Origin of the sequence: Okeania sp. SIO2F4 (genome assembly GCF_010672385.1) — a bacterium.
Lineage (GTDB): Bacteria > Cyanobacteriota > Cyanobacteriia > Cyanobacteriales > Microcoleaceae > Trichodesmium.
Window position 1 is genome coordinate 1 of the sequence record NZ_JAAHGT010000523.1, and the last position, 2,999, is coordinate 2,999.

Genomic DNA, 2,999 nt, shown 5'->3' on the forward strand with positions numbered 1-2,999 from the left:
TCCTCCTTCGGAGGAACTACGTTAACAGCTTCATTACCTTTAAAAGAGGAAAAAGTAATAAGCGAGATTTCAAAGAATTAAAAGAACCTATCCCACTAATAATATTTTTGCTGAAAATCCCAAATATTGTTAAAGATAAAAACGAAAAATCTAGCTTTTCAGGAAAATTTTACTTAAGTAAATAAGCATTTTTAGAATAGTGGGATAGGTTAAAGTTACTGTAAAAGTCCATCAGTTAACCTAAAAAGTCTATGGAGCTACATCGTTCATTTTTATTGCTGTTTGCGTAGCATTCCGTTTGCGCAGCATTCCGCAGGAAAGGATAAGCTGACTGCTAATAGCTGAATACTTACATTAATTCTTAGACTATCTTATTCATTATACTCAAAATTTATTAAGTTATCAGGAGTGAAAATACTGAAATTTTTCCTTTATACAACTTATTTTATATCTATGCGTTGATTAAATTTTTGATTAGTATTCAGAAAGTGAGAGAGAGGCAATAGGAAAAAAAGCTTGAAAAATAATCTCCATCTTTGTCTGCTTTTTATTTTCCCTACTACCTCTTTCTAATTAATGTAGGCGATCGCTACTATTTGTAAAAGCAGAAAATATTTCCGTTCTTATCTGGCAATTCCGTTTAGCGGTACTTTGATATTTTTCAAGTGCGAAAATGCTTATCATTGGTAGTCCAGTAAGTGCATTATAGAAGTGTAACGCAGCGAAAAAGGGAAAATAAAGGTGCATTACGGCATAATTTTAGATTTGACAGACCAATCTTACCTATCATAGAAATGCCTAAAGCACCCTACTAGACTGATACTGGCACGTATTTTTCAGGTTTTGATTTTATGCTTATTGCTTTTTAGAGAATACACAAGAAGGTAATTGAGATTGACATCAAAGTAAGTCATTTATACAATAATAGTCTGTTATTATAATTAAATCTTTGTGTAATATTTATGTCTATGTTGAGAAATCAAGCAATAATAGTAGCTATTATTGGAGCTGTCGGAGCAATAGTAGCTGCCATTATTGGAGCTTTACTTAAGTTTCTAGACAAAGGCTATATAGGTTCTGGTTGTCCTAATAATTACTATGAATATGAACTGAAACAAGGAGAGCAACTGAGATATATTGCCAAACGAAATAATTATCCCTTAAAAGATTGGAAATTAATACTAAATCCTCAAGACGGAAAACCTTATAACTCAGATAAAGCCCAAAATTTAGAAGTAAGTGATAGGGTTTGTCTCCCTAATGGGTGGAAATAAAGTTTTTTGATAGTTTTGCTAAAATCCCACAAGTTGGTACTAACAATCTCCCCTCTCTACTATTAATAATAAAGTCGTCAGAAAATATTTCCCTTCTTATCTGACAATTCCGTTTAGTTTAGTAGTTACAGCAAGAATGTAGGAGCGAATAGCCATTCGCCCCTACTGATACTATTCTCTCAATTCAACATTAATCTCATTAACAATTCGACGTTTAAGTTCAACAGACTCAGACCGAGGTAATAAATCAAAAACTTCTCTAAAAGTATCATCTACCTTTTCAAAAGAAACTTGACCTTTCTCATTCAGAACAACTTTTCCTTCTTGGTCAATTAAAACAGTTTGAGGTACAAACCCTTCATAGTAATAAGCAACTTTTGTAGAATCATCACTCACAGGATTAATAGCATCCACATTAACAGGAATAAAATCTGCTGCACGACCATAAAATTCTTGAAGTTGAGAAACTACAGTCGAAAATTGTTTACAATCTTTACTATCATCTAGAAAAAATACAAGTAGTGCTGGTCTAGAACTTTTTAAAGACTCTTTTAATGTCACTTTAGCAGGTACAAGAGAACCATTACCAGCATAAAGAGCAAAAATATTACCATCAAATCTATCATCATTCAGACTTGCTAAAGCAGTAGGTGTTGCTATTAGCAGTAAGAAAAATATTGCTATTAAAAAAGCAAACAAAGAAAAGAAAATTTTTTGCCACGAAAAACGTTGTGTTAGATTCAGCATAATTTTTTAGGTGTTAGATTTTCTAAGTTAGTTAGTAGCCAATTATATCATGATTCCGTTAATAGAAGTTTTTAGTTGCACTTTAGCGCTACTAGATTTCCGGTGCTAAAGCACAACTAACTACAAACAAAGACTTTTTTATAACTATAGCAATATGATTTAAGTTGTGAGATATTGAATACTTTTAGGGAATAGGAAACGAGGAATAGAAAACAGAGAAAAAGAAAAAAATGTAAATACATGAATATGATAACTGCTATATTCTCTCCTTTTAATAAATAGTCAAATTCTCAGATATGATTCCTGATTGCTATAATTATCTGAAAATAATATTAATCCAAACTCTTGAGATTGCTTCCTTCCAAATAGTGATATTTAGTAATACATCTTATAGCATTTCTCAAATTACTGAGGTAGAGTTTTTTCTTCTTCTCTATTCCCACCGAAGCTTAACGAAGTCAGAAGTCAGAAGTTGTTTTTGTAAAGGGGATTAGAGCAACTCTCCAAAAACATTTCGCCACTCCAGGTGGGGTTTTATACCCAATTTTTTTGATAATTCCTATTATGTAGGAACGTTGCATACAAGTCCCTACCTACTACCGCGCAACAAACGAATTTTTTACCTCACTCAGAGATGGGAATTGCTATATTTAATTACCAATGAATAATTGATAATTAGAGATAATTTGTCAACTTAGCTGTTTGTGTAGTATTCCGCAGGAAAAGTCTTATACCATTTATCAAAAATAATGCTATACCCGATTGGGTGGCGAAGTGTGGGGAGTGTGTGGAGGAGTAAAAACAAGAATAATAAATATTAACTAGACTATTATTAGCAAAAAATGATTTATCCTGTGTTAATTACTTAATAACTGAAGTGCGACATAAGTATAGCAATGCTTTTGGGAATTGGTATTATCTTACCGAAAAATTTGGGTAGTTACACTTCCTCTTTTAAGAGGATAAAAAAAAGAAGAT

The 2,999-nt window shown here is 32.0% G+C and carries 3 protein-coding genes; 2 read left to right on the plus strand and 1 reads right to left on the minus strand.

Features of this window, described 5'->3' with window-relative positions; translation table 11 throughout:
* A partial coding sequence (locus tag F6K22_RS26485) for a hypothetical protein (protein WP_293104943.1) occupies positions 1 to 185 on the plus strand: 185 nt, incomplete at its 5' end.
* A 777-nt stretch (positions 186 to 962) separates the two neighbouring features.
* A complete protein-coding gene (locus tag F6K22_RS26490) occupies positions 963 to 1,274 on the plus strand; it encodes a hypothetical protein (protein WP_293104945.1) in 312 nt (103 codons plus the stop codon).
* 171 nt (positions 1,275 to 1,445) lie between these two features.
* On the opposite strand, the gene F6K22_RS26495 is transcribed toward F6K22_RS26490, so the two are convergent.
* Complete coding sequence (locus F6K22_RS26495; RefSeq protein WP_293104948.1) at positions 1,446 to 2,021, minus strand: thylakoid membrane photosystem I accumulation factor; 576 nt, start codon at positions 2,019 to 2,021, stop codon at positions 1,446 to 1,448.
* Positions 2,022 to 2,999: the final 978 nt, after the last annotated feature.

Bases quoted from the DNA above. Each gene is read 5' to 3' on its own strand.
- F6K22_RS26495 (WP_293104948.1), bottom strand. From the start codon at position 2,021: ATGCTGAATCTAACACAACGTTTTTCGTGGCAAAAAATTTTCTTTTCT.
- F6K22_RS26490 (WP_293104945.1), top strand. From the start codon at position 963: ATGTCTATGTTGAGAAATCAAGCAATAATAGTAGCTATTATTGGAGCT.